Origin of the sequence: Halomonas sp. (assembly GCF_034520545.1) — a bacterium.
GTDB lineage: Bacteria > Pseudomonadota > Gammaproteobacteria > Pseudomonadales > Halomonadaceae > Halomonas.
This window is the reverse complement of the sequence record NZ_JAXHNN010000003.1, coordinates 260763-286940: the sequence shown is the minus strand read 5'-3', so window position 1 is coordinate 286940 and position 26178 is coordinate 260763. Positions and strand designations below refer to the sequence as shown.

The 26178-nt window shown below is 64.1% G+C and carries 25 protein-coding genes; 13 read left to right on the top strand and 12 right to left on the bottom strand.

The window, feature by feature from the left end; all coding sequences use genetic code 11:
- Positions 1-66: 66 nt before the first annotated feature.
- From U5L98_RS03330 to U5L98_RS03270, 13 genes are all read left to right on the top strand, one after another.
- Entirely contained in the window at positions 67-543 is a 477-nt protein-coding gene (locus U5L98_RS03330; RefSeq protein ID WP_322556926.1) for a universal stress protein, read from the top strand.
- 6 nt (positions 544-549) lie between these two features.
- Positions 550-2052 carry an MFS transporter gene (locus U5L98_RS03325; protein WP_322556925.1) on the top strand — a complete coding sequence of 501 codons (1503 nt, stop codon included), beginning with the start codon at positions 550-552 and terminating at the stop codon, positions 2050-2052.
- 263 nt (positions 2053-2315) lie between these two features.
- Entirely contained in the window at positions 2316-3668 is a 1353-nt protein-coding gene (locus U5L98_RS03320) for a nitrate/nitrite transporter (RefSeq protein WP_322556924.1), read from the top strand.
- 179 nt (positions 3669-3847) lie between these two features.
- Positions 3848-4288 (top strand): hypothetical protein, encoded by a 441-nt coding sequence (locus U5L98_RS03315; RefSeq protein ID WP_322556923.1) that lies wholly within the window; start codon positions 3848-3850, stop codon positions 4286-4288.
- Entirely contained in the window at positions 4285-4854 is a 570-nt protein-coding gene (locus tag U5L98_RS03310) for a cytochrome c oxidase subunit 3 family protein (protein ID WP_322556922.1), read from the top strand. Before U5L98_RS03315 ends, U5L98_RS03310 begins: the two co-directional genes overlap by 4 nt.
- Positions 4855-4904: 50 nt before the next feature.
- Positions 4905-5198 carry a cytochrome C oxidase subunit IV family protein gene (locus tag U5L98_RS03305; RefSeq protein WP_322556921.1) on the top strand — a complete coding sequence of 98 codons (294 nt, stop codon included), beginning with the start codon at positions 4905-4907 and terminating at the stop codon, positions 5196-5198.
- A gap of 245 nt (positions 5199-5443) precedes the next feature.
- On the top strand, positions 5444-6304 hold the full coding sequence (locus U5L98_RS03300; protein ID WP_322556920.1) for a cyanophycinase: 861 nt from the start codon (positions 5444-5446) through the stop codon (positions 6302-6304).
- Positions 6301-8931: a cyanophycin synthetase gene (cphA, locus tag U5L98_RS03295; RefSeq protein ID WP_322556919.1), complete on the top strand. Its 2631-nt coding sequence runs from the start codon at positions 6301-6303 to the stop codon at positions 8929-8931. The genes U5L98_RS03300 and cphA overlap by 4 nt, the downstream gene beginning before the upstream one ends.
- A gap of 14 nt (positions 8932-8945) precedes the next feature.
- Positions 8946-10112 carry a beta-aspartyl-peptidase gene (gene iadA, locus U5L98_RS03290; protein ID WP_322556918.1) on the top strand — a complete coding sequence of 389 codons (1167 nt, stop codon included), beginning with the start codon at positions 8946-8948 and terminating at the stop codon, positions 10110-10112.
- Positions 10113-10230: 118 nt separating this feature from the next.
- Positions 10231-10908: a Cupredoxin gene (locus U5L98_RS03285; RefSeq protein ID WP_322556917.1), complete on the top strand. Its 678-nt coding sequence runs from the start codon at positions 10231-10233 to the stop codon at positions 10906-10908.
- Entirely contained in the window at positions 10909-13143 is a 2235-nt protein-coding gene (locus U5L98_RS03280) for a putative bifunctional diguanylate cyclase/phosphodiesterase (protein ID WP_322556916.1), read from the top strand. It begins immediately after the preceding gene.
- Complete coding sequence (locus tag U5L98_RS03275; RefSeq protein ID WP_322556915.1) at positions 13140-14015, top strand: DUF3034 family protein; 876 nt, start codon at positions 13140-13142, stop codon at positions 14013-14015. The genes U5L98_RS03280 and U5L98_RS03275 overlap by 4 nt, the downstream gene beginning before the upstream one ends.
- Positions 14016-14028: 13 nt before the next feature.
- Positions 14029-14469 carry a group 1 truncated hemoglobin gene (locus tag U5L98_RS03270; RefSeq protein WP_322556914.1) on the top strand — a complete coding sequence of 147 codons (441 nt, stop codon included), beginning with the start codon at positions 14029-14031 and terminating at the stop codon, positions 14467-14469.
- Positions 14470-14575: 106 nt separating this feature from the next.
- On the opposite strand, the gene U5L98_RS03265 is transcribed toward U5L98_RS03270, so the two are convergent.
- The 12 genes from U5L98_RS03265 to U5L98_RS03210 all read right to left on the bottom strand — a co-directional run bounded on the left by U5L98_RS03265 (position 14576) and on the right by U5L98_RS03210 (position 26152).
- Entirely contained in the window at positions 14576-14782 is a 207-nt protein-coding gene (locus tag U5L98_RS03265; RefSeq protein WP_322556913.1) for a hypothetical protein, read from the bottom strand.
- A 23-nt stretch (positions 14783-14805) separates the two neighbouring features.
- Positions 14806-16752 (bottom strand): nitric oxide reductase activation protein NorD, encoded by a 1947-nt coding sequence (locus U5L98_RS03260; protein ID WP_322556912.1) that lies wholly within the window; start codon positions 16750-16752, stop codon positions 14806-14808.
- A gap of 174 nt (positions 16753-16926) precedes the next feature.
- Positions 16927-17739: a CbbQ/NirQ/NorQ/GpvN family protein gene (locus tag U5L98_RS03255; RefSeq protein WP_322556911.1), complete on the bottom strand. Its 813-nt coding sequence runs from the start codon at positions 17737-17739 to the stop codon at positions 16927-16929.
- Between the two features lie 72 nt (positions 17740-17811).
- Positions 17812-19167, bottom strand: a complete 1356-nt coding sequence (locus U5L98_RS03250) for a cbb3-type cytochrome c oxidase subunit I (protein ID WP_322556910.1) — start codon at positions 19165-19167, stop codon at positions 17812-17814.
- Positions 19168-19195: 28 nt separating this feature from the next.
- On the bottom strand, positions 19196-19648 hold the full coding sequence (locus U5L98_RS03245) for a cytochrome c (RefSeq protein ID WP_322556909.1): 453 nt from the start codon (positions 19646-19648) through the stop codon (positions 19196-19198).
- 189 nt (positions 19649-19837) lie between these two features.
- Positions 19838-20566, bottom strand: coding sequence for an amino acid ABC transporter ATP-binding protein (locus tag U5L98_RS03240; RefSeq protein WP_416208170.1), 729 nt, complete (start codon positions 20564-20566; stop codon positions 19838-19840).
- A gap of 64 nt (positions 20567-20630) precedes the next feature.
- A complete protein-coding gene (locus U5L98_RS03235) occupies positions 20631-21734 on the bottom strand; it encodes an amino acid ABC transporter permease (RefSeq protein WP_322556907.1) in 1104 nt (367 codons plus the stop codon).
- A 1-nt stretch (position 21735) separates the two neighbouring features.
- Positions 21736-22914: an amino acid ABC transporter permease gene (locus U5L98_RS03230; RefSeq protein WP_322556906.1), complete on the bottom strand. Its 1179-nt coding sequence runs from the start codon at positions 22912-22914 to the stop codon at positions 21736-21738.
- 82 nt (positions 22915-22996) lie between these two features.
- Positions 22997-24025: an amino acid ABC transporter substrate-binding protein gene (locus U5L98_RS03225; protein ID WP_322556905.1), complete on the bottom strand. Its 1029-nt coding sequence runs from the start codon at positions 24023-24025 to the stop codon at positions 22997-22999.
- A 128-nt stretch (positions 24026-24153) separates the two neighbouring features.
- On the bottom strand, positions 24154-24471 hold the full coding sequence (locus U5L98_RS03220) for a carboxymuconolactone decarboxylase family protein (RefSeq protein ID WP_322556904.1): 318 nt from the start codon (positions 24469-24471) through the stop codon (positions 24154-24156).
- Positions 24472-24529: 58 nt separating this feature from the next.
- Complete coding sequence (locus U5L98_RS03215; protein WP_416208167.1) at positions 24530-24919, bottom strand: SirB2 family protein; 390 nt, start codon at positions 24917-24919, stop codon at positions 24530-24532.
- An 18-nt stretch (positions 24920-24937) separates the two neighbouring features.
- Positions 24938-26152, bottom strand: coding sequence for an NnrS family protein (locus U5L98_RS03210; RefSeq protein ID WP_322556903.1), 1215 nt, complete (start codon positions 26150-26152; stop codon positions 24938-24940).
- Positions 26153-26178 lie beyond the last annotated feature (26 nt).

Genomic DNA, 26178 nt, shown 5'->3' with positions numbered 1-26178 from the left:
CCCAGAGTCGGCCACGCCCGGAGGTGACTCCGGGCGATCACCCTACCCGATGTATAGAGAACCGCCATGAAAATCATGCTTGCCTACGATGGGTCGAGAAATGCCAGGCTCGCCCTGGATCGGACCATGCAGATGTTTAAGAAGAACGCGCCCACGCTGGTGCTGGTCGGCGTTGCCGAGAACCCGAGAGATAGCAGCGGTGCCAACGAGGAACTCTTCCAGGAAGAATACAAGGAGCTCAAGGGCAACTTGAAAGAGGGCGTCGAAGCCGCCGTCAAGCAAGGTTTCGACGCCGAGCTTCTGATCGCCGAGGGCGATGCACGCAAGCTGTTGCTGCAGGCCACGCACAAGGAGAAGCCCGACTTGCTGGTGATTGCCCGCCACAGCCACGAACCCGACCCGAGCTTCATCGCCAAGTCGCTGAACGCCATCTTCGATGAATTCGACTACATGACCTTCGGCAGCGTCAGCTCCTTCCTGGCTCGTCGTGCCGAATGTCCCCTGCTGATTCTTCCCACTGGCGAGTCGTCAGCAAAGGAATAAACGACCATGAAAGTCTCTTCCGTCTTCAAGGTGAAAAGCCCCGAGATACGGGCCTTGCACCTGACCTGGATAGCCTTCTTCATCACCTTCTATGTCTGGTTCAACATGGCGCCGCTTGCCTCGAGCATGCTCAAGAGCGTCGACTGGCTGACCCAGGATGACATCAAGCTGTTCGCCATCTGCAACGTGGCACTGACCATACCCGCGCGCATCATCGTAGGAATGGCGCTGGATCGTTTCGGTCCACGGCGAGTGTTCTCGATACTGATGGTCACCATGTCGGTTCCCGCCCTGGTCTTCGCCTTCGGCGATACCATGACCCAACTGCTGGTCTCGCGCCTGGTGCTCAGCTCCATCGGTGCCAGCTTCGTGGTGGGTATCCACATGACTGCGCTGTGGTTCAAGCCACGAGATATCGGCTTTGCCGAGGGGTTCTATGCCGGTTGGGGTAACTTCGGTTCCGCTGCCGCCGCCATGACCCTGCCCACCATTGCCATCACCATGTACGCCGGTGACGACGGCTGGCGCTGGGCCATCGCCCAGAGCGCCATCGTGATGGCCGCCTACGGCGTCTACTACTGGTTCGGCATCACCGATGGCCCCGATCCCAAGGCCCACCGCAAGCCGCGCAAGGCTGCCGCCATGGAGGTCAGCAGCTGGGCCGACATGATCAAGTTGATCCTCTGGACCATCCCGCTGGTCGGCGTGCTCGGCATCCTGGTCTGGCGCATCCAGAACATGGGCTATCTCTCCACCACGGGCGCCGTTATCGCCTACCTGGTGATCGTCGCGGTGGTCATCTACCAGATCGTGCAGATCCTGCGCGTTAACGTGCCGATCCTCAAGGAGGGGGTTCCCGAGGACGACAAGTACCCCTTCAGTAGCGTGGCGGCGCTCAACAGCACCTACTTCGCCAACTTCGGTGCCGAGCTTGCCGTGGTCTCGATGCTGCCCATGTTCTTCGAGCAGACCTGGGGACTCAGTGCTGCCATGGCCGGCCTCATCGCCGCTTCCTTCGCCTTCGTCAATCTGGTGGCGCGCCCCATGGGCGGCATGGTGTCGGATCGCATGGGCAACCGTCGCTTCGTCATGCTCAGCTACATGTTCGGCATCGGCATCGGCTTCGTGCTGATGGCCATGCTCAACTCGAGCTGGCCGCTTATCGTGGCTGTAGCCATCACCATCTTCACCTCCTTCTTCGTGCAGGGGGCGGAAGGCGCAACGTTCGGCATCATTCCCTCGATCAAGCGCCGCATCACCGGGCAGATCTCCGGCATGGCCGGCGCCTACGGCAACGTGGGGGCGGTGGTCTACCTGACCATCTTCACCTTCGTCACCCCGACCCAGTTCTTCTACATCATCGCCGCCGGCGCCTTCCTCAGCTGGCTGATCTGCTTTCTCTGGCTCAAGGAACCGGAAGGCGGCTTCGCCGAGGAGTATCACGTCTCCTCGGTGGATCGCATGATCGAAGAGCAGGCTCTGCTCAAGGCAGAACAGGCCGCTCGCTGAGGCCCACAACCGACCCGGGCGTTTCAACGACCGTCCGGGTCGCTGCGTTTCTCGGTCCTCTAACGTTCCGACGGCGGGCCAAGCTGCTGCAACAAGGCATTGACCAATGTTCCAGAGGCTACTCGGAAGGGACTACCACCGAAGGATTAGAGGCAATATTTCACGAGGTATCAGCGAAAAATCTTGATGCATGTCAATCATGCTATTGCCAAGCCTGACAGGCTGAATGGCGATACTTCATGCACCAGTGAAGGAGACACGACATGGAACATCTAGAGGGTGTCACCCGGCCCCAGCAGTACCGGGCCCTGACACTGAGCACACTTGCGTTCACCACCTGTTTCGCGGTGTGGACGATCTTTTCCATTATCGGAGTCCAGATCCAGCGGGACCTGGGGCTCAGTGAGACCCAGTTCGGCATCCTGGTCGCCACACCGATACTGACCGGCTCCATCAGCCGCATCTTCCTAGGCATCTGGACAGAGCAGTTCGGCGGTCGCCGCGTTTTCAGTATCCTGATGCTGATCACCGCGCTCTGCGTCTTCATGCTCTCCTACGTCGAAACCTACGCCATGTTCCTGGTTGCCGCGCTCGGCGTGGGCCTCGCGGGGGGCTCCTTCATCGTGGGTATCGCCTACACTTCCTACTGGTTCGAGAAGGAGAAGCAGGGTACAGCACTGGGCATCTTCGGTGCCGGCAACGCGGGGGCCGCGGTAACCAACTTCGCTGCCCCCTTCCTGCTGCTCGCACTGGGCTGGGAGCAGACCGCGGTGGTCTACGCCATCGTGTTGACGGTGGTAGCCGTAGGCTTCTGGATCTTTTCCAAGGAGGACCCGCTGACGCGCGCACGGCGCGGCCAGGGCGGCAAGGGGTCTTCCGCCCGGGAACAGCTGGAGCCGCTCAGACATCTCCAGGTATGGCGGTTTGCCCTCTACTACTTCTTCGTGTTCGGTGCCTTCGTGGCCCTGGCGTCCTACCTCCCGCGTTACTACGTCGGGGCTTACGATGTCAGTATCGCCGTGGCCGGCACCCTGGCGGCGCTCTACACCCTGCCGGCCAGCGTGTTTCGCGCCCTCGGCGGGTGGATGTCCGACCGCTTTGGCGCACGGGCGATCATGTACCTGACCTTCATCGCCTCGCTGGTGTGTTTGTTCTTCCTTTCCTATCCCGAGACCAGCTACATCATCCAGGGCAAGGAGGGCGAGATCGCGTTCACTATGATCCTGCCGCTATGGGCCGTGGTGATCCTCACTGTGTTGCTGGGCTTCTTCATGTCGCTGGGCAAGGCCGCTGTCTATAAGCATATTCCGGTCTACTATCCTGAGAACGTCGGCTCGGTGGGTGGCCTGGTCGGCATGATTGGCGGCCTGGGCGGCTTCTTCCTGCCGATCCTGTTCGGTATCGTCCTCGACCTCACCGGCATCTGGACCAGCTCCTACATGGTGCTGTTCGTGCTGGTGGCGGTGTCACTGGCCTGGATGCACGGCGCCATCCGCCGCATGGAGCGCCAGCGCGTTCCCGAGCTTGCCGAGGAACGCTATCGTTATCTGCCGGAGATCCAGGAGCCTGCGAAGCAGTATGCCGAGCGCAGACGGACACGGCAGACCGAGAAGTGACACCGCGTACCGGATTGAAGGAATGCCACCTGCGGGTGGCATTCTCATTTTCGGCAGGGCGTCTTGATCCAGGCCAGGAAAATCCACCGCGCCTCGCGCTATAGTGGCATATGAAATACATCAAAAGGCCTGACTCCCGATGAGGAATCCGGCCGTCTTTCGGATGCGAGGTGCCTTCCATGTCCCACACCCTGGCCCACGAACTTCCCACCAACACCGAGAAAGCCGCCCGCGGCCGCGGTGCGGCCATCATCGTCTACATGCTCTTCCTGGGCAGCGTGCTGGCCGTGGTCACCGCCCCCGTCGGCGTGCTGATCGCCCACCTCAAGCGCCGCAACGCCGAGCCCTGGGTACAGAGCCACCTGCAGTTCCAGATCCGCACCTTCTGGCTGGGCATGCTGGGAGGCGGGCTCTTCGTTGCCGCCTGGCAGTTGCTGGGGCTATTGGGAGCCCCGGCCGTGGCACCTTGGGCACTGGGCTATATCTATTTCACCGCCTGCCTGATCTGGATGGTGGCACGCTGCGGCGTGGGCATCAGCCGCCTGACCTCGAACCAGCCGGTTACCAACCCGCGCAGCCTGACCTTCGGTGGCGCGCGGGTGACCCTGGCGGACGGATGAACGAACGCGAGTTGCCTAACCCCGGGTGGGGGCCACTCTCGGCACTGCCCGGTAACCCGTTGATGTGGGTGCTGATACTCAGCGAGATGCTGGTCTTCAGCGCCTTCTTCGCCCTCTATGCCGCGGAACGGGTGGCGGCGACGGCCCTCTTCGACGCCTCACAGCGCGAGCTTGACCCGCTCGTGGGCGGGCTCAACACCCTGGTGCTGCTGACCAGCGGACTCTGCGTAGCGCTGGCCGTGGAGGCCGTGAGTACCAAAAGGATCCGCCGGGCCCGTCAGTGGCTGGGCGCCGCCATGGCGCTGGGCGTGCTGTTCGGGGTGATCAAGATGGTCGAATATTCGAGCAAGTTTGCCGCCGGCATCACCCCGGAGACCAACGCCTTCTTCGGCTTCTACTACGGGCTCACCGCCTTCCACTTCGCCCATGTGCTGTTCGGCCTGGCACTGCTGGCCCTGGTGACCTGGCGAACTACCACCGAGAACGTGGAGACCGCCGCCGCCTTCTGGCACATGGTCGACCTGATCTGGATTCTGCTCTACCCGCTGCTCTATCTGTTGCGCTGAGGGCTCTCTATTACGCTGAAGGATCTTTACTGCGCTGAACCGGAGGCCGTATGACATCGCTGCCCGGCACCCGCCGCCTGCTGGTTACCTGGGCCCTGCTGATGGCCCTGACAATACTCTCGATGGTCTCGGCGCGCCTCGACCAGGGCGACTGGCAATCGCTGCCGCTATGGTCGGCGGGCCTGGTGATCGCCGCCACCGGCTTCAAGGCCCAACGGCTGCTGATGGTCTACCTCAATCTGCGCGCCGCCACTCCTGCCTGGAAGGGCGCCATCATGGGCCTGGTGATGCTGACGCTGGCGTTGATCGCCGGTAGCTACCTGGTGGCGCGACTGGCCGGCTGACGCCGATACCGGCCCCGGGCCCCCTGCCACGAATCGAACACTAATCTTCCCGGCGCCTCTCGCATCAGGTAACTGCGATTGCCCTATGCGATTGCCCTATGCGATTGCCCTAATAACGTGCCCCGCGCAAGGATGCCTGTTATAAGGGAAAGTGTAGGCGGCAAGGACTGCGCCGCTGGAAACGTTACATGCATAGATTCCACTTCCGCATTTTCTCAAGAGCGTCGCTGGGCGACGAAAGGATTATGATCTCGCCACCCTCCTCGCTACCTTCCTCGGCATCCGGCACCCTCGTGGCCATTGGCGGTGCCGAGGACAAGACATCCGATCTCGAGATCCTCAGACGGGTCTTCTCCCTGGCTCCTGCAGGCAACCACGAGGTTGCGGTCATCGCCACTGCCAGCAGCATTCCCGACCAGGTCCTGCCCGAATACGAAGCGGCCTTCTCTCGGCTGGGTGCCAGCCGTGTCCATTCGCTGGAGATACGGGATCGCCAGCAGGCCGCCGACACCGACACCGTGCGACTGATTGAGCAGAGCGGCGTCATCTTCTTCAGTGGCGGTGACCAACTACGCCTGACCAATGTCCTGGGTGGCTCCCGGGTTCTGACGGCCATCCGCGAACGCCTCGACGACGGCGCGGTGGTGGCCGGGACCAGTGCCGGGGCGGCGGCCATGCCGGGCACCATGATTTACAACGGCGCTGCCGCCGATGCCCTGCGCAAGGGCGCCGTCAACATGACCTTCGGCCTGGGTCTGGTCGATGGCCTGATCATCGACAGTCACTTTCTCGAGCGCGGGCGCTTCACACGCCTGATGGAGGTCGGGGCAAGCAACCCGGAACACCTGGGGGTGGGCCTTGGCGAGGATGCCGGCGTGATCATCCACCCCCACGGCATTCTAGAGGCCATCGGGCCCGGTCATGTCATCCTCATCGACAGCCGGGACCTGGCGAGCTCGAACATCGCCGACTTGTCCGTGGGCGAACCCGTGGCCGTCGAGCACATGATCCTCCATGCCATGGTCAGCGGTCATGGCTTCGACGTCGAGGCGAGACGCTATCTCGTTCCCCACGAACTCACCGCCCTTCTCGCGGAGAAACGATGAACATTCTCGAACACCGAGCCCTTCGCGGCCCGAACTACTACAGCCGCTATCCGGCCATCTTCATGCGCCTGGACATCGGGGCACTCGAGGAGAAACCAAGCGACCTCGTCCCCGGCATCGTCGAGCGCATTACCGACCTGCTGCCGACCCTGCAGGAGCACCGCTGCTCGGTGGGCCGCCCCGGCGGCTTCCTGGAGCGACTCGGGCGCGGCACCTGGGCCGGCCATGTGGTCGAGCATGTGGCCATCGAACTGCAGAACCTGATCGGCTTCTCGGTGGGCTATGGCAAGACCATCGATAGCTATGACGCCGGCATCTACAACGTGATCTACCGCTATCGCGACGAGGCCTGTGGCCTGGCCGCCGGCGTCGAGGCCGTCGATCTCGTCGAGCGTCTCTTCGCCGGCCAGGAGATCGACATGCCGGCGATCATCGACCGCCTTCGCCAGGTGCGCGACGCCCACATGTTGGGTCCCTCGACGGCGGCCATCGTCGACGCCGCCAACCAGCGCGGCATTCCTCATACCCGCTTGAGTGAGGAAAACAGCTACATCCAGTTTGGCCAGGGTCATCTGCAGCAGCATATCCAGGCCACGGTGACGGGCCATACGGACCTGATCGGCCACGGCATCGCCGACGACAAGGAGTGGACCAAGCAGCTGCTCGGCGATGCCGGCATTCCGGTACCCCAGGGGTGGGTGTGCACCTCCTTCGACGAGGCCCTCGACGCGGTTCGCCGCATCGGCTATCCGGTCGCCTTGAAGCCAGTGATCGGCAACCATGGCCGCGGCGTGAGCACCAATATCGAGGACGACCAGTCGCTTAAGGAAGCCTTCGATATCGCCGCCCATCGCAACCCATCGGTGATCGTCGAGCAATACATCCGCGGCGAGGACCATCGCCTGCTGGTCATCGACAACAAGCTCGTGGCCGCTGCACGGCGGCGTCCGGCCCATGTGGTCGGCAACGGCATCGATACCCTCCAGGCCCTAGTCGACGAAGAGAACCGAGACCCGCGTCGCGGCATCGGTCACGAGAACCTGCTGACCCAGATCCAGCTGGACGAGCAGTCGCTGCGGCTGATCGGCCAGCAGAATCTGACCCTGCAGAGCGTGATTTCCGCAGGTGAGATGGTCTTCCTCAAGCCCACGGCGAACCTCAGCACCGGAGGCACGGCCACGGACGTGACCGACGATGTCCATCCCGAGGTGAAGTACGCGGCGGAGCGCATCGCCCGCCTTGTGGGCCTCGACATCATCGGCATCGATCTGCTCGCCGAGACCCTGAGTCGGCCCCTCGAGGAGCAGTCCGCCGGGGTGGTTGAAGTCAATGCCGGGCCCGGGTTTCGTATGCACCTCTCGCCGACCCACGGCGAGGGCCGCGATGTCGGTCGCCCAGTGATCGACATGCTGTTCCCCGACAGTGAGACGACCGGGCGCATTCCCGTCACGGCGGTCACCGGTACCAACGGCAAGACCACCACGGTGCGCCTGCTCTCTCATCTGCTGCGCCAGTCGGGTCGCAACGTGGGCATGGCCTGTACCGGCGCCATCGAGATCGACAACCATGTGATCATGCGCGGCGACTACAGCGGCCCCCAGGCGGCCGCCATCGTGCTGCGCGAACCCACCGTCGAGACCGCCGTCCTCGAGGTCGCCCGCGGCGGCATCATGCGACGCGGGCTGGGGTTTGACGAGTGCGACGTAGGCGTACTGCTCAATATCGCCAGCGACCACCTAGGCGAGCACGACATCCATACCCTGGATGAACTGGCGCGCTGCAAGACAGTGGTGATCGATGCCGTCCGCCAGGGCGGCACGGCCGTACTCAATGCCGACGACCCCCGGGTGCTGGAAGGCCAGGAATGGGCCCGGGGCGACATCATCTTCTTTACGCTGGACCCCGACTCGCGGCCGGTCCGTCAGCACGTTCGCGAACACGGGGTGGCCTTTACCGTCCACAACGAGCGCATCGTGATGCGCCAGGGCCACGTCGAGGCCGAAGTGATCCCGGTGGTGGATGTGCCGATAACCTTCGAGGGTCACGCCAGCTTCAACGTCGCCAACGCCCTGGCCGCCAGTGCTGCAGCCTATGCCCTGGGGCTCTCCATCGCCGATGTGCAGATGGGCCTGCGCACCTTCCATCCCACCCCCGGGCAGAACCCCGGGCGTACCAATCTCATCGAAGCAGAAGGCGTCAAGGTTCTCATCGACTACGGGCACAACGTGCCGGCCCTCGAAGCCTTGAGCGAGCTGGTCGGCCGGATCCCCGCCGGTCGGCGCATCAGCGTGGCCAGTGCCCCGGGAAATCGCCGCGACGAGGACCTGTTCAGCCTGGGTATCCTGCTCGCACGCATGCATGACATCGTCTACATCTACGAGACCGATTCCCGCGGGCGCACCCCCGGCGAGGCCGCGGGCCTGCTGCGCGACGGTGCCGAATCGGTGGGCAATACCTGCCGTGTGGAAATCATCATGGAGGAGGCCCAGGCCGTTGACAGAGCCTTCGACGAGGCGAGCCAGGGCGACCTGCTGGTGCTGCTGATCGACGACGTCGCCGGTGCCATCGAGCGCTTCCGCGGCCGGCGCTTCACGCCCACGCACGAATCCGCCGGCGAATCGAACTGATGGGATTCGACCCGATGGAAAGAACAGCTAAGCCGTTGCTGACGCTGCTGCGGGTGGGGCGTATCCAGGCTCCGGAACCCCTTGCGGCCACCGACATCCTGATCGCCGACGGTCGCATCGCCGCCCTGGGACAGAATATCGAGGTCCCAGAGAGCTGGCCGATCGAGGTGATCGAGGCGCGCGACCTGCTTGCCGTGCCCGCCTTCATCGACCAGCACGTCCATGTGACGGGAGGTGGCGGCGAAGGGGGCTGTGGCAATCGCTGCCCAGAGATCACCGCCGAGGAGATTGCCGCCATGGGTATCGCCACCGTGGTGGGCGTGCTCGGCACCGACAGCATCAGCCGCTCCCCGGCGGATCTGCTCGCCAAGGTGCGCGGGCTACGTGCCGAAGGCATCGCGGCCTACATGTATACCGGCGCCTACCGCGTGCCGCCGCCCACCCTGACCGGCGACCTCCAGCGCGACCTGGCATGGATTCCCGAGGTCATCGGCCTGGGCGAGCTGGCGATCTCGGATCATCGCTCCAGCCAGCCCAGGCAGGATGAGATCGAGCGACTGGTCAGCGAGGTCCGAGTCGGTGCCATGCTGGCCGGCAAGCTGGGCATCTGTCACTTTCACCTCGGCGATGGCAAGCGGGGACTGGAGCCGCTGCGCCGGCTGCTAGCGGAGACCGAGATTCCCGCCGAACAGGTGATCCCCACCCACGTCAACCGCCACCGTGCCCTGCTCGAGGAGGCTGCCGACTATGCGCTGGGCTTCGAGGCCTGCGTGGATGTCACTGCCTTCGACGAAGTGGGCGAGGAGGACATTTCTGCCTTCGAGGCGGTGTCGTTCCTGCTGAAGCGCGGCGTGCCCGCCGAGCGCATCACCATGAGTTCCGACTGCAACGGCAGCCTGCCCGAGTTCGATGCCAAGGGCGCGTATCTGGGCATGCGGGTGGCCCGCAACACCGCCCTGATCGGCGACTGGCAGCGTCTCGTTCGCAAGGGCGTGCTACCTCTGGAACAGGCCCTCGGCCTGATCTCGGGAAACGTGGCGCGGGTGCTGGGCCTGCAGGATCACAAGGGTCGCCTGGCCGTGGGCCTCGATGCCGACGTCACCCTGATCGACGACGACCTCCAGCCACAACAGACCTTCGTGGCGGGAAGATGCGTCTATCGCGCCGCCTCGCCGTCTTGACCTGGTTGACGCATCGACGCGGCGTCCCTGTAAACGTCGCGCCGTGCTAGCATCGCACGGAAACCCGATCCGAGCCTTCCCGGCGACTGATACCTCCAGCGACGAAGACGAGGCGCAGATGATTAACGGCAAACCCGTCCTCGGATGCCTGGCCTGGCTCTGCCTGGGCCTTTTCCTGGCGAAGCCGGCGGGCGGCGCCCAGTTGCAGGTGATCGATGCCAGCAGCGGCGAGCCGCTGGAAAATGCCGTGATCGAGGTGCAACTTCCCAACGCGTCCCCGGCGGCCAACCACACTGCCCAGGTGACGCAGCGCGATGCCAATTTCATCCCGCATGTCTCGGTGGTAGCCGTGGGTAGCCGGGTCACCTTTCCCAACCGCGATACCACCCGCCATCACGTCTTTTCCTTTTCGCCGGCCAAGGTCTTCGACCTGGAACTCTACTTGCAGGAAACACCGCCACCCGTGATTTTCGACCAGGCTGGCGTGGTAGTACTGGGCTGCAATATCCATGACCACATGCAGGCCTTCATCGTGGTCAGCGACGCCCCCCGCATCGTCAAAACCGACGCCGACGGCCGAGTGGCTCTGCCTGATCTCCCGGCTGGTCGACATGCGTTGCGGATCTGGCATCCTCGCCTGGATGACACGCATCAACAGTGGTGGGAAGGACAGATCATCCAGGGAGAAACCCGTACCGTGGCGCTCGACCTCGAGGCCAGACTGCCGGTACCCGCCGAGCCCTCGGCATTACAAGAACGTTTCAAGCAGGCGCTCCAAGACCGCGAGGGGTCGTGAATGTCGTTTCGCCGCCGCCTTCTACTGGTAATGCTGGCCGTCGTAGTCATCGCTCAGCTGGTAGCCGCGGGAGCTACGCTGCGAACGCTTCAGCAGGACACGTTGGCAAGAGGCGAACGCGAACTCGGCGTGGGGCTTGACGTCACGCGTCAACTTCTCGAGGAACGCGGCCGCCAGCTACGCGACAACGTGGCGATACTCGCCTCGGACTTCGGCTTCAAGAGTGCCGTGGCCACCCAGGACACCGACACCCTGATCAGCGTGCTCGCCAACCACGGCGACCGCGCCAACGCCGACATGGTGCTGCTCGGCGACCCCGAGGGCCAGTTGCTGGCCAGCAGCCACCATCCGCCCGAGATCCCCCTGCCCTTCCCCGAACTTTGGCAACAGGCTCGCGAGGATGGAGAGGCAGTCGAGGTGGTGATGCACGAAGGGCGCCCCTATCAGTTCGTGCTGATGCCGGTGCGCGCCCCGGGTCTGATCGGCTGGGTCGGCATGGGCTTTTTGCTCGATGCCGACTTGGCCGAGGAGATCGGCGCCCTGACCCGCCTGGAAACCCGCTTCGTCAATGAAGATCAGCGCGATGCACTGGTCGCCGACGAGCGCTACCTGAGCCGCAGCCAATTGCTCTATGACGGCGAGGAAGGACAGGCCTATGCGGTGGCGCAGCATCGGCGCAGCGACCTGCTCACCGCTTATGCGGCGCTTCGCTGGCAGTTACTAGTCATCTTTGCCCTGACGCTGCTGTTGACTGCGGTGATCGCCGCACTGAGTGCGCGCAGCATGGCGCGGCCGTTGACCACGCTCGTCGATGCCGCCCGCCGCATCGGTCACGGTGAGCGCCTGAGCGACATCAAGGTATCGCCGAAAGGCGAGATCGGACTGCTCGCCGATACGCTACTGACCATGCAGGAGGACATCGCCAGGCGTGAAACCACGCTGCGCTATCAGTCTCGCCATGATCAGCTCACTAACCTTGCCAACCGCCATTCGGCGGTACAGGACATCGACGACGCCATCGCCCAGGATGAGGACTTTACCCTGCTGCGCCTCTCGATCACCGACTTTCGTACCATCAACGACACCTTCGGCTATGCCATCGGCGATCAGGTATTGAAGGTTCTGGCCGAACGCCTCGACCGCCTGCCTCCACCGCAGGTCGAGGCCTACCGCCTCAGCGGCGACGAATTCATGCTGTTCCTGGCAGCGCCGGCCGCCGAGCAAGGCTGGCTGGTGGCGCTGCAGGAGCGCCTGGCCCAACCGATCGATCTGGAAGGTTCGCCGATTCGTCTTACGCTGGGCATCGGCGAGGTGCGCTATCCCCTGCATGGCGACAATGCCACGCTGTTGCTGCGGCGCGCCGAAATCGCCCTGGACATGGCCCGCCGTGCCCGGCGTGGGCATCAGTGCTACCTGGAGGGTCAGGACGAACTGCATCTGCGCCAACTGACGCTGGTACGCGACCTGCAGGAAGCGGTGACCCAGGACCAGCTCACGCTGGTCTACCAGCCCCAGCTCGACGCCCGGACCGGGCGACTTTCCGGCGTCGAGGCGCTGATGCGCTGGCATCACCCCAACCTGGGCTTCATCCCACCGGACGAATTCATCGCCCTCGCCGAACACTCAGGGCATATTCATCGCCTGACCCGCTGGATGCTGAACAAGGTATGCGCCCAGCTCCACGCCTGGGACCACGAGGGCTGTTCGCTGGTGGCTGCGATCAATCTCTCGGCCAAGGACGTCACCGATATCGATCTGCCCGCCCGGCTGCGCAGCTGCCTGGCAGAATACGGAATGGGGCCGGAGCGTCTACGTCTCGAAGTTACCGAGAGCGCCATCATGCAAGACCCCGAACACGCCAGCCGACAGCTCGAAGAGCTGCGCCGTGCGGGTCTGCGTATCGCCGTGGATGACTTCGGCACCGGTTATTCGTCGCTGGCTCAGCTCAAGCGCCTGCCCGTCCAGGAGCTCAAGATCGACAAGTCGTTCATCCTCAAGCTCGAGGAGAGCGCCGACGACGAGATCATCGTGCGCTCCACCATCGAGCTCGGCCATAACCTGGGCCTCGAGATCCTCGCCGAGGGGGTGGAAACCGCCGACGCGCGAGCACTGCTCGAACGGCTTGGCTGCGACACTCTGCAGGGCTACCTGATTTCACGGCCACTGGCGGCCGACCATATCGTCGACTGGGCCACCCAGCATCAGGCCTCTCTGTCCGAGGAGCAGACCCCATGATCCACCCGCCGCGATTCGCCAGCCTTTTCTGCAAACGCCTCTTTTCAGGAATGGGCCTGCTGCTCTGGGTGATCATCACCACCTCCCCCACCCTGGCCGGTAGCAGGCTGCTGGGCACCGGTGGCGTAACGCAGATCGAGGGCGCCGCCGGGGGTGGTCTCTCGCCCTGGGGGGTGCTGGCCGGCACCGCCAGCGAGGGCGAATGGGCCATCACCGCGAACCGCACCGAGGCCCGGCTCGACGACTATCGGCTAGCGGTCAGCGGTGTCGCGTTCAACTGGCAGGACCGGCTCGAAGTGTCTTTCGCCCGCCAGCGCCTGGGCCTGGACACCCTTGGCGGCGACTTGGAACAGGATATTCACGGCCTCAAGCTGCGGCTGGTCGGCGACGTACTCTATCACCCCTGGGGCATCTGGAGCCTGGGCGTACAGCACAAGCGTCTGGATGACGGCAGCCTGGCCCGGGCGGTAGGCGCGGACTCGACCCAGGGCAACGACATTTACCTCAGCGGCAGCAAGCTGCTGTTCGACGCCGTGGCCGGTCGCAACCTGCTGCTCAACCTCACGCTGCGTTCGACCCGGGCGAACCAGGGCGGCCTGCTGGGCTTCGGTGGTGACGAGAAAGAGAGTCGCTCCCTGGTGGCGGAGGGCTCGGTGGGCCTGTTTCTCACCCCGCACTGGGTGGTGGGCATGGAGTATCGCCAGAAGCCCGACAATCTCGGCTTCGCCCGTGAGGATGACTGGCAGGATCTCTACAGCGCCTACTTCTTCAACAAGCAGGTGTCGCTGACCGGTGCGTGGCTCGACCTGGGCTCGATCGCCGGTCTGGACCAGCAGCGTGGCGGCTACCTGTCGTTACAGGTCGCCTTCTAGGCAGGAGCCCTCCATGAAACTCGTTCGCCACCTTGTCGTCCTCGCCCTGCTCGCCCTGTTGCTGAGCGGCTGCGTGCAGCGTCCCACCTCACCAACGCCGACCCTGTATACCCAGTTGGGCGGCGAGTCGGGCGTGGCAGCGATCGTCGAGGACTTCACCTATCGCCTGGCCGGTGACGACGAGATCGTGGTGTTCTTCGCCAATACCAATATCGACCGCTTCGTCACCTCACTGGAGGAGCAGATCTGCAGCATCAGTGACGGCCCCTGCGTCTACAGCGGACCGCCCATGGATCGCGCCCACCAGCACATGGGCATCACCGACGCCCACTTCAATGCCCTGGTCGAGCACATGCAACAGACGCTGATCGATCAGGACATTCCCCCCGGCCCACGCAATCAGCTGCTGGGCCGCCTGGCCCGGCTGCACGGAGAGATCATGTCGTTGCAGTAAGCGCGCTTACCGATGCTCACCCGCAACGAGAAGCATGGCGGCAAGCCGATAGAGACTTGATCCGAACCGCCCTGACCTAGACCAGGAAAAGTCGCGCCGCCTCACACTATCCCGACGGCGGCTCGCTTCCCCGAGCCCAGCCTTCCAGGGCACGCCCCAGGCGCAGCAGGCCGTAGACCACGAAGGGCACCAGCAACATCAGGCCGATGCCCCAATCGCGGTTGTTGATCAGCCACACCAGCGGCAGCATCACTGCCACGGCGGCCAGGCACCAGATCGCCACGGCGAGGATGAGTCGGGTCGGCGTCGTCATGACGAGGCTCCTCGAAGAGTGGCTCAGGTGGCGATGATCTGGCGATAGATCCCCGGCAGCGCCTGGGAGAGGTGCTCAGGACGCTGCACGATGGCATAGCCGCCGCGGCCAAACAGGTGCGGGATATAGCGCCCCGCCTCGCGATCAATGGTCACGCCGAACACCCGCACCTCCTGGCGGCGCGCCTCGAGCACCGCCTTGCGGGTGTCCTCGATGCCGTAACGCCCTTCGTAGTAGTCGTTGTCGTTGGGCTTGCCGTCGGTGAGGATCAGCAGCAAGCGGTGCCGGTTGGGGCGCTCGGCCAGTTGGCCGGTCAAGTGGCGGATCGCCGGCCCCATGCGGGTATAGGAACCCGGCTTGAGGGCGGCGATGCGCCGCGAGACCCGGTCACCCATGGGTTCATCGAACTCCTTGAGGGTGTTGACCCACACCTTGTGACGCCGCTGAGACGTGAAGCTATGGATCGAGTAGTCGTCACCGCAGCCGGCCAGACCGTGACCCAGCACAAGTAGCGCCTCCTTGGCCACGTCAAGCACCCGGCGATCCTCCAGCCAGGCCTCGGTGGAGAGCGAGACGTCCACCAGGATCGATACCGCCAGGTCGCGGGCCTGGGTGCGGCTATCCAGATAGAGCCGGTCGCTGGATTCGCCGGTGGCGGCCAGGTCACAGTGCGAGCGAATCACCGCGTCCATGTCGAGTTCGCTGCCGTCCAACTGGCCACGCAGGATCTCGCGCCTCGGGCGCAGGGCCTCGAACTCGCGGCGCACGCGGCGAATGCGTCGCCGGGTCGACTCGTCGGGGGTCCAGTTCTCCCCCTCCTCGCTCTGCACGTCGCTGAGCACCACGCAGTGATCCGGCAGGTAAGCCTGTTTGCGATGGTTCCACTCGGGATAGGTATGGCGCCCCTTCAGCCGACCCCCAGCGACCTCATCCGGGGCCAGGTCGAGGTCGAGCTTGAGCCGGGTGGCCGCCTTCTTGCGGTTGGGCGTCAGCACGATCTCGTCGATCTGGTCGGCGGCCTTTTTCGCTTCCTCTTCCTCATCGTCATCCACGAGGCGATTGAGGTTCACCATTTCGGCCCAGGAGAGCATCTTCTCCATGTTGTTGAGCATCAACGGGTCGTCGCGGTCGGCCTGGTCCTGCTCGCGACGGTCGGCCTTGCGCTTGCCCTGGTCGTCCTCGGGCGAGTCGCCTGCCGACGCCATCTCTTCATCATCGTCGACGGTGGCTTCGCGGGCCCCGTCACGGGTCCCCAGGGTCACGGCCTGGCCCCACAGCGGCACCGGCAGCGGCGGGCGGTAGCCGCGTGGCGCGTGGAACTCCTCGAGTGAAAAGTCCGGCTCGCGGATGGCGCGCTGCATGGCCGCGGCCCATCCCCCCTCGGGGTCGGGTGCGCCAAGCTCTGCCCGCACCGCGGCCTCCAGGTCCGCTTCGCGGGCAGGCAGCCGCATGCGCCGCGGGCGGATGGCGAGCAGTTCCCCGCAGAGGCGGACATAGCGATCCATCAGCCCCGGGAAGCGGGCCAGGGCGGCCCGTGTCGTGCGACGCGCCTCGCGCAGGCGCTGCAGATCGGCCTGCAGCGGGTCCGCGGAAAGCGTCACCGGCCGGGCTTCGGCGAGGAAGGCGGTTAGCCAGAGATAGAGGTCACGGTTGAGGGCGGCCTCCGGAAAGAGCGCCAGGCGTGGCGGCAGCAGCAGGTTCTCCTCGTCGCGGCGAGCCTGGTCGAGGTCCTCCTCGTCAAGTCCCAGGCGCTGACGCAGGCTTAGCCGGTGGGCCGAGGCGCGACGGGCGATGGCGGCCACCTCGATGCCCTGCTCGCCGCCACCGGCACGGAAAAAGACGCTGAGCATGGGGCGCAGGCTCTCGAGGCTAACCGCCGCCTCGGGGTGATCCGGATAGCTCTCCGCGCCGGAGGCCCAGCGGTGCCAGAAACGGCCGACGGTCTCCTCGACCTCAAGAAAGTCCAGCATGATCAAGCTCCCGGGTAAGGCGAAGCGGGTTCTCACAACTCGGGGCTAATCCGGTGGCAAGCCTGCGAGGAGGCGCTGTGAATACCTCCCTGTACGCTACCGACGCCATCCCTGGCGTAGGACCTCCTCTTCGGCTTACCCCCGGCGCCCCTTCCGTAATAACAAAGTGTCTCATTAGCCAAAGGTGGCCTGAATGGCTTCCATGAGTCCTTCCTGGACGTCGGTGTCGTCGGAGAGCGGCTCCACCAGGGTGGCGCGAGCGGCATCGAGGATCGGCATGCCGGCATGGATCAAGGTCGCGCAGTAGACCAGCAGGCGGGTGGAGACACCCTCCTCCAGGTCCTGGCCCTTCATGTCGCGCAGGCTGGCTGCCAGGTTGACCAAAGAAGCGCAGCGCTCCGCATCCAGGCCACTCTCGCGGGCCACGATGTCGCGCTCGACATGGGGGGGCGGGAAGTCGAAGGACATTGCCACGAAACGCTGGCGGGTGCTGGGCTTCAGGGACTTGAGGATATGCTGATAGCCGGGGTTGTAGGAGACCACCAGCATGAAGTCGTCAGGCGCCTCGAGCAGCTCACCGGTGCGTTCCAGCGGCAGCAGGCGTCGATCGTCGGTGAGCGGGTGCATCACCACGGTGACATCCTTGCGAGCTTCCACCACCTCGTCGAGGTAGCAGATACCGCCCTCGCGCACGGCGCGGGTCAGGGGACCGTCGACCCAGCGGGTCTCGCCACCCTGCAGCAGATAGCGCCCGGTCAGGTCGGCGGCGGTCAGGTCATCGTGGCAGGAGACGGTGAACAGCGGCTTGCCGAGCTTCGCTGCCATATGGCTGACGAAGCGGGTCTTGCCACAGCCGGTCGGCCCCTTGAGCAGCAGGGGCAGGCGTTGCTGGAACGCCTGCTCGAACATCGTGCACTCGTTGCCGACACTCTCGTAGTAGGGAATCTCTTGCTCGCTGGCCTCGGCGGCCACGGAGGAAAGAGGCATGAAGATCACTCCTGTCAGGGTGATGTACGAAGAACCGAACGAAAGAGGGCCCCGACCGGGGCCCTCTGTTGGTCAGGCGTGCTCGGGGCCTGCGGTCATCTGCGTGCCACCGGCGGGCACCTGCTCGCGGGCCGGGCCGAAGAAGGCGTAGAGCAGCATCACCGCACCGATGGCCACGGCGACACCGGCGCCCAGGCGCATCATGTAGAAGAGGCCGAGCTGGCTCTGTACCTCCATGAAATTCATGCCCAGCACGCGCTGCAGGTGAGTCTGGACGACACCGGCAAAGGTCAGCGTGAAGGTCATGAAACACATGGCACCGGTCATGATCCAGAAGCCCCACATGTTCAGCACCTGGTTGTAGGGCTGGACGCGGCGCAGATGCGGCATGGCGAAGGTGATGATGCCGAGAATCAGCATCACATAGGCGCCGTAGAAGGCCAGGTGGCCATGGGCGGCGGTGACCTGGGTACCATGGCTGTAGTAGTTGACCCAGTGCAGGGTGTGCATGAAGCCCCACACGCCGGCGCCGAAGAAGGCCACGGCCGGGCAACCCAGGGCCCACAGCATGGCGGCCTTGTTGGGGTGGTTACGGCTGCCCTTCCAGAACATGGTGAAGGCGAATACCACCATGGCGAAGAAGGGGATTACCTCCAGCGTGGAGAAGATGCTGCCGATGGGCTGCCAGTAGCTCGGCGCACCGATCCAGTAATAGTGGTGGCCTGTACCCAGCAGGCCCGAGAAGAGCGACAGGCCGACGATGATATACAGCCACTTCTCGATCACCTCGCGGTCGACACCGGTCATCTTGATCAGCAGGTAGCCCAGCAGCGCCGCCATGATCAGCTCCCAGACGCCCTCGACCCAGAGGTGCACCACCCACCACCAGTAGAGCTTGTCCACGGCGAGGTTGGTGGGGTTGTAGAAGGCGAACAGCCAGAACACCGCCGCCAGCCACAGGCCCAGCATCAGTACCAGGTTAATGGCGGTTCGGCGCCCCTTCAGCAGGGTCATGCTGGTGTTGAACAGGAACATCAGGAACGAGATGGTAATCAGCACCTTGACCCAGAACGGCTGCTCCAGGAACTCGCGTCCCTCGTGAATGCCGAACTGGTAACCGACAAGCGCCGCGGCCCCGGCGAAGGCGAAGATGGCCAGCTGGATATAGGCAATGGTAGGGCTGTGGATCTCTCGCTCGGCCTCTTCCGGCATCAGGTAATAGGTGGAGCCCATGAAGCCGAGCAGCAGCCACACGATCAGCAGGTTGGTATGGCTGACACGCATGATGTTGAAGGGCATGAAGTCGGCCATGAAGTTGGGCCAGACATAGACAGAGGCGGCCAGCAGCCCGAAGACGACCTGCAGCGCGAAGAGTGCCATGGCCACCATGAAGAATGGCAGTGCCACCTTCTGGGTTTCGTATTTCATCGGTGTCGTTCTCCTTGATTCATACGGCTCAGCCGGCGGTGTTAGGCGGCCAGTCCTGAGTATCGATACCGTCGGTCCACTCCAGGAAGTCGATCAGCGACTGCATCTCTTCCTCGCTGAAGTCGTAGGCCGGCATCTGGCGGCGTCCCTGGGCGCCCAGCGGCTGGGCCCGAATCCAGGCGGCGAGACCCGCACGTGCGGCCTCCGGATTCTCGTGGCCCCCGTAGCGCTCCCAGACATTGCCCAGCTCAGGTGCAAAGTAGGCACCTTCGCCTATAATGCTGTGGCAGTTGATGCACATGTTCTTTTCCCACACTTCCTTACCGTGCTTGACGGACTCGGTTAGCCCTGCACTATCGGTGGACGTGTTGACCATGTACCAGTGGCTGTGAGCCGTCAGCGCGGCAAACAGCAGAAAGAAGAACAGCGACCCGCCGTAGAAGATGTTGCGGGCCGCCGATTTGGTGAGACCATCGGCCATGGACCATACCCCCTTGCTCGTGTGGCAGTGCCGCAGCCCATCGTGGCATGCAGCGCTGCGTCCCCTTTTAAGATGCATAACAAATACATGTTAAGCGTAGCAGGGGAGCGCAGGGTTTGGCATTGACGCCGGTCAATTTCTGAGGAAGGAAGGTGGGCGACGACCGAACAGGACGTCGCCAGGCAGGACTCAGTGGCCGAGGATCTGACTGAGGAACAGCTGAGTGCGCTCGGACTTGGGGTGGTTGAAGAAGGTCTCAGGGGGCGCCTCCTCGATGATCTGCCCCTGATCCATGAAGATGACCCGATCGGCCACGGTCTTGGCGAAGCCCATCTCGTGGGTCACGCAGAGCATGGTCATGCCGTCGCGGGCCAGCTCGACCATGACGTCGAGCACCTCCTTGATCATCTCGGGGTCTAGCGCCGAGGTCGGCTCATCGAAGAGCATCACCTCCGGCTGCATGCACAGCGCTCGGGCAATGGCCACCCGCTGCTGCTGGCCACCGGAGAGTTGGCCGGGGTACTTGAGGGCCTGATCGGCAATCTGCACCCGTTCGAGGATTTCTCTCGCGGTGCGCTCGGCCTCGGCACGCGGCTTCTTCTGCACCCAGGTCTGGGAGATGCAGCAGTTTTCCAGCACGCTCAGATGGGGAAAGAGGTTGAAGTGCTGAAACACCATGCCGACGTTACGGCGAATCTGCTCGATACGCTTCACGTCACGGGTCATGGGCATGCCATTGACCACGATGCGCCCTTCCTGGTGTTCCTCAAGGTGGTTGATGCAGCGAATCAATGTCGACTTGCCGGACCCCGAAGGCCCGCAGATAACGATGCGTTCGCCCCGCTCCACCGTCAGGTCGATGTCGCGCAGCACGTGGAAGTCGCCGAACCACTTGTTGAGCCCGGTGATCTCGATCATCGGTGAGTCGGTCTGGGCGGCAGTTGCCTCGTTCATGAGAAGACCCCGTTCGTGATTGATTGTTCTAGTGGCCGGTGTGCAGGCGCCGTTCGATGTGTTGGCTGTAGCGCGACATGCTGAAACAGAACACCCAGAACACCAGGGCGGCGAACACATAGCCCTCGATGGCGAAACCCAACCAGTCGCTGTCGGTCAGCCCCGCGCGGATGATCGCCAGCAGGTCGAAGAGCCCGATGATCAGCACCAGCGAGGTGTCCTTGAACAGCGCGATGAAGGTATTGACGATGCCGGGGATGACCAGCTTGAGCGCCTGGGGCAGCACGATCAGCCCCATGCGCTGCCAGTAGCCCATGCCCATCGCCTTGGCCGCCTCGTCCTGCCCGCTGGGGATGGCCTGCAGGCCGCCACGAACCACCTCCGCCATGTAGGCACTCCAGAAGAACATGATGCCCACCAGGGCACGCAGCAGCTTGTCGAATTCCACCTGCGTGGGCACGAACAGCGGCAGCATCACCGAGGCCATGAAGAGCACGGTGATCAGCGGAACGCCGCGCCAGAACTCGATGAACACCACGCAGAAGCCCCGTACCAGCGGCATCTGTGAACGCCGCCCCAGCGCCAGCACCACCCCGATGGGCAGTGAACCGACGATACCCACGGTGGCAATGGTCAGGGTCAGCATCAACCCGCCCCAGTCGCGGGTCGGCACATGCTCGAGGCCGAAGCTACCGCCCACCAGCAGGAAGAAGGCCACCACCGGGAAGCCCACCAGGGCAAAGAGCCCTACCCAGCGCTTGGCGGGCAGGCGCGGGATGACCAGCCAAGCCACCAGCACCGCCATGAGCAGGAACACCAGGTCCACCCGCCAACGTGCGGATTCCGGATAGAAGCCGTAAATGATCGACTCGAAGCGTGCGCTAATGAAGACCCAGCAGGCCCCTTCGCCACTGCACGCCTCGCGGGAATCGCCTAGCCAGTCGGCCTGAAACACCGCCCATTGCAAGGTGGGCCAGAGCACCATGGCCAGCACGGCCACGGTCACCAGCGTCACCGCTCCGTTGAGCGGCGTGTTGAAGAGATTGAAACGCAGCCAGCCGAGAACGCCGCGACGCAGGTCGGGGGGCCGGCGCTCGGCGACCATCTCGGTCACAGTCTTGGAATCCACCATCTCAGCGCTCCTTGAGCAGCGTGCGCGCGTTGTAGAGGTTCATCAGCGCGGACACCACCAGGTTGATCAGCAGATAGACGCCCATGGTCATGGCGACAATTTCGATGGCCTGTCCGGTCTGGTTAAGCGCAGTGCCGGAGAACACCGCCACCAGATCCGGGTAGCCGATCGCCGTGGCCAGCGAGGAGTTCTTGATCAGGTTGAGGTGCTGGCTGGTGAGCTGCGGCACGATCACCCGCATCGCCTGAGGAATCACTACCTTGCGCAGGATGATGCCAGCGGGCAGGCTCAGCGCCTTGGCCGCTTCCACCTGCCCTTGGGGCACCGACTGGATGCCCGAGCGCACGATCTCGGCAATGAAGGAGGCAGTGTAGATAGAGAGCGCCAGCCACAGGGCAATCAGTTCGGGAAGCACCGTCACGCCGCCCTGGAAGTTGAAACCCTTGAATTCCGGGATGGACCACTCCAACGGCATGCCAGTAACCAGGAAGGTAGCGAGCGGCAGGCCGATCAGCAACAAGGTGCCGAGCTTGAACACCGGCAGAGGCCGGCCAGTCTGTGCTTGACGGCGCTTTGCGAACCGCACCATCCACCAGGTAGCGATCACCGCGACCAGCAGCGCCCAGGGGGTAGCGGCGAAGCCGGCCAGTGGCTGTGGGTCGGGGAAGACCACGCCGCGAACGTTGAGAAAGACCACCTCGAGCAGCGAATGGCTATCGCGCGGGCTGGGCAGGGCCTGCAGCACGGCGAAGTACCAGAACAGGATCTGCACCAGCAGCGGGATGTTGCGAAAGATCTCCACATAGACGTTGGCCAGTCGGGCCAGCAGCCAGTTGGGCGACAGCCGAGCGATGCCCACGGCGAAGCCGATCAGGGTCGCCGTCACGATGCCCATGGCCGAGACCAGCAGGGTATTGAGCAGCCCCACCACGAAGGTGCGGGCATAGGTGCTGTCGCCGGAGTATTCGATCAGGGTCTGGGGGATGGAGAAGCCGGCCCGGTCCTGGAGGAAGCCGAAGCCGGTGGTGATGCCTCGGGCCTCGAGGTTGGCCATGGTGTTCGATACCACCACGAAGATGAAGGCCCCAAGCGCCAGCAGCAGGATGCCCTGCACCAGCAGGGCGCGAAAGCTGGGGTCACGCCATAGCGGCCCCCGCTCCCGTGAGGAAGAACGCAGCATATCGAGCCTCGCAGACGTACCCGAAACGGCACCACGCATGTCGCCATGCGTGGTGCCCCGTCATTGAACGTTCAGGATGGGGTCAGCGGACCGGCGGTGCGTAGAGGATGCCGCCCTCGTTCCACAGCGCGTTAACCCCGCGGCTGATCTGCATAGGGGAGTCCTCGCCCACGGTGCTGGCGAACACCTCGCCGTAGTTGCCTACGTGCTTGATGATGTTGTAGGCCCAGTCCTTGCCGATGCCCATATCCTCACCGTAGTTACCCTCGACGCCCAGCAGGCGGGCCACCTTGGGGTTGGGCGGGTCGGCCTTCATGTCGTCGACGTTGTCGCTGTTCACCCCGAGCTCCTCAGCATTGACCATGGCGAAGATCGACCACTTGACGATATCGAACCACTGGTCGTCGCCCTGGCGCACCACCGGGCCGAGCGGCTCCTTGGAGATCAGCGTCTCGAGGATCTCGACGCTGTCCGGTTCCGGCAGTTGCAGGCGCAGGGCGCTGAGCTGTGAGGTGTCGGAGGTCAGGATGTCACAGCGGCCGCTGGCGAAGCCCTGAGCGGTCTGGTCGGGAGTATCGAAGGTGACTGTCTGGATATCGATACCCCGGGAGGGGAAGTAGTCGGCAAGGTTGAGCTCGTGTGTAGTGCCGGACTGGATGCAGATCGAGGCACCGTCGAACTGCTCGGGACCCTCGATACCCAGGTCCTTGGCCACCATGAAGCCCTGGCCATCGTAGAAGGTGGTGGCGGTGAAGTTCATGCCCAGCGAATTGTCGCGGGTCGCGGTCCAGGTGGTGTTGCGCGAGAGGACGTCTATCTCGCCGGACTGCAGGGCGGTGAAGCGCTCCTTGGCGGTCAGCGGCGTGAAGGAGACCGCCTCGGGATCATCGAAGATGGCGGCGGCAATACCACGGCAGGTCTCCACGTCCAACCCTTGCCAGGTGCCATCCTGATCGGGCGAGGAGAAGCCGGAGAGGCCGACGTTGACGCCACAGCGCAACTGGCCCCGCTCCTTCACCTCATCCAGGGTGGCCGCCGAGGCAGAGGAGATCATACCGACGCAGAGCGCAGCGGCAGAAAGAGATAGCAGTGTCTTGTTGTTGTACCGCATAAAAAGACTCCAGAATCTGTTGTGTCGAGTGTTGCTTATGTATCAAGTTCGAGACTAGCAGACCCTGGGACCTCATCGCCAATCGGAGATTAAACGCTTGTGTTAGCTGGTTCGCGGGATAGCAGTGGTCAAGACTCGGTGATGTCCTCGATCCAGGTCAGGGCCGCAACGCCGCTGGGCAGCCCCAGGGTGGGGATCGCCAGCATGGCCACCTGCTTGAGGGCCTGGGCAGATTCGCCTTCCTCCAGCCCGCGACGCACATGGGAATGCACGGCGCCTTCGGAGCGCGCCCCCACGGCCAGTGCCAGCTTGACCAGGCGGCGAGTGCGCGCGTCCAGTGGGCCGGATTCAGCACAGGCCCGGCCCAATTCTGAATACGCGTCCCAGATCTCGGGATACTGCTCGGCCACCTGGCCGGCACCGGCGGGAAGTTCCTGTTGCGACATGTTGTGCTCCTTGATTCGTGGGTGAGTGGTGAGTATAAGCCAGCCGCACGGCCTCTCGTCACGTTAGCCAGGAGAGCGGGCTATGGAGAATCGCGGCACCCAGCATATAGACGAAGGTGGCCACCGCGGCCAGGGCGGCAACGGCCCTCACCCGCGGCGTCCTGCCGCGCTTGATCGCCACAGTGCCCAGGCCGATATACGCCAGCAGGGCGATCAGCTTGGCCGCCAGCCAGGGATGCTGGTGCGGCCATAGCGATAGCATCACCATCAGCACCAGGCCCAGCGTCAGCAGCAGGGTATCGATGATATGAGGGGCGATCTTGACCCAGCGGGCCTGCAGCATTGGCACCTCGCGCACCGACCACCAGGCCCTCAGCAAGAAGAACAGGATGCTAAGGGTGGCTGCGGTGATATGCAGATGCTTGATCAGGGCATAGTGCTCGATCATGACGCCCCCTGGCCGTGCCTATCCATCCTTGCCGTCGGCTCGGGCCGACAGCAGCGGCCACGTGTAGTGGAACAGGAAGATCACGTAGGCCAGACACCAGAAGATGATGCCCAGGTTATAGGTCCAGTGGGTGATCTGCGGAAAGAGCGCCAGTACCGGCGAGCGCAACAACGCCGCGGCCACCATCAGCCCCAGGGCCACCCCAATACCGGGCAGGGCACGAATGGGGCGGGCCGTATGGCCGAGCGCGACCCTCGACATCATGGACAGCATCATGGTCCCCATGCCGCCGATGGTCAGGGCATGGAGCGCGGCGTCGGCGCGGCTTCCACCAAGCAGCGCCACGGCCCACATCGCCAGGCCTAAGGGGATGAAGGCGTAGCTCAGGTGCAGCCCCCAGAGCAGCGGCTCGCGCCAGCTATGGAGGCCGCCCCAGCGCGACAGCCGCACGGCGTTGGCGAGTGCCGCCAGGCCCATCAAGGCCGCCAGCAGTCCATCAGGCACCGCCACGCCGAGCATAATCAGCAGTTGGCTCAGCACCACCGCCATGACGCTCCCCAGGCTCAGATACTCCAGTGCAGGAATGGGTGGCTTGCGGGTCAGACCCAGGCGGTTGGCGGTGAACATGGCGATCACCCTGCCACCCACCACCACCATCAGCAGGGAGAACAGCAGCACCGCCAGATAGGCAGCCTGGCGAATCATCTCGGCATCGCCGGTCAACACCCCCAGGTGCATGGCCAGATTGGCGAGCGCCAGCAGCGCCAGGGCCGGCAGGAAGATCAGGTTGCGCCAGCGCTTCGCAGCGATCACCAGCCGGGCCATCACTCCCGCCACTGCCGGCAGGAACGCCAGATCGACCAGCACCGGCAGCCAGGGCGGCAGGCCCAGGGGAAAGGCCATCAGCACCCGCCCGGCCAGCCAGACCCCGACCAGGGCCAGCAGCGGACCACCCTTGATGCTGGGCAAGCCGGTCCAGTTCTGCACCGCCGTGAGCAAGAAGCCCGCCACCACGGCGGCGGCAAACCCGAACAGCATCTCGTGCTGGTGCCAGAACATCAGGCCACCGAAAGGGCGCAGCAGGATGTCACCGTGCCAGAAGGCGAACCAAACACCCAGAGAGAGCACGCTAAACAGTGCCGCCAGTAGGAAGAAGGGACGAAAGGCCAGCCGCGCCACCGGAAGACGCGTCAGCGTGGAAGAACGAACGGAAGAAGAGGAGGTCGATTGCATGGCGCTATACCCGACTAAAACGCTTG